The sequence below is a fragment of the Globicatella sanguinis NBRC 15551 genome, from assembly GCF_001552295.1.
Classification (GTDB): domain Bacteria; phylum Bacillota; class Bacilli; order Lactobacillales; family Aerococcaceae; genus Globicatella; species Globicatella sanguinis.
In genome coordinates this window covers 1-844 of sequence record NZ_BCQX01000236.1, presented here as the reverse complement: position 1 = coordinate 844, position 844 = coordinate 1, and the positions used below count along the sequence as shown (strand labels likewise).

At 36.5% G+C, this 844-nt stretch carries 1 protein-coding gene; it reads right to left on the bottom strand.

Features of this window, described 5'->3' with window-relative positions:
* Positions 1 to 202: 202 nt before the first annotated feature.
* Positions 203 to 802 carry a 3'-5' exonuclease gene (locus GSA01S_RS10340; protein WP_066127338.1) on the bottom strand — a complete coding sequence of 200 codons (600 nt, stop codon included), beginning with the start codon at positions 800 to 802 and terminating at the stop codon, positions 203 to 205.
* Positions 803 to 844: the final 42 nt, after the last annotated feature.

Sequence of the window (844 nt, the reverse complement as noted above, 5' to 3'; positions counted from 1 at the left end):
CGCTAGGCATATGCTTTTAACTCATACCGCGGTGGGTTTTAGGCCAGATTGGGTGAGGCGAATAGCGTTTTAAAACATTGAGACAAGTAACGATTTTAACACATTGAGTTGAACTACAATTTAAAACATTGAGAGCAAGCAACTCAATTCGCCATAATATTTAAAAGGTTACTGATAAACCCTCCTTATCAAGATGACTCAATTATTCATCTTCGCCGAACAAGCCTGCTAACCCTAAGCTCGCGAATGGATTGTTAGTTACTGCTTCTTGTTCATCTAAATAACTTTCATTGGCTTTCAATTCTAGTAAACCTTGATAAACTTCTGCCGTCATCTTGGCATCTTCTAAACTGTTATGTGCTTGCCCTTTTAAGCCAATATATTCCGCTACGGCTTTTAGACTCAATCCCTTTGAACCTGATAAATAGGTCGGTTTCATTTCTTGTGCTATTTCATAGATATCAATTTGATATTGCGCTTCTAAATCTAAGCCATGACTTTGTAGCACTGGAATATCACTTTTTTTGCCATTATACCCCATCAATGGAAAGTCACCAACAAAGGCTTTAAAATCCCTTAATACTTCCACTAAAGGAGGCGCATTTTTAATTTTATCTTGGGAAATCCCCGTTAATCCTGTAATAAAACTTCTAATATGAACGTTCGAATGAACATAAGTGTCAAAGCGTTCGATTTCTTGATGATTAACATACTTTATCGCCGACACTTGTAATAAATGTTGAATGCCCTCTACCTCGTTAAATTCTAAGTCGAAAGACACATAATCTTTAAATTCTTCCACATCTTCCCCCCTTGATATTCCCTATAATGATATTGTAAACGA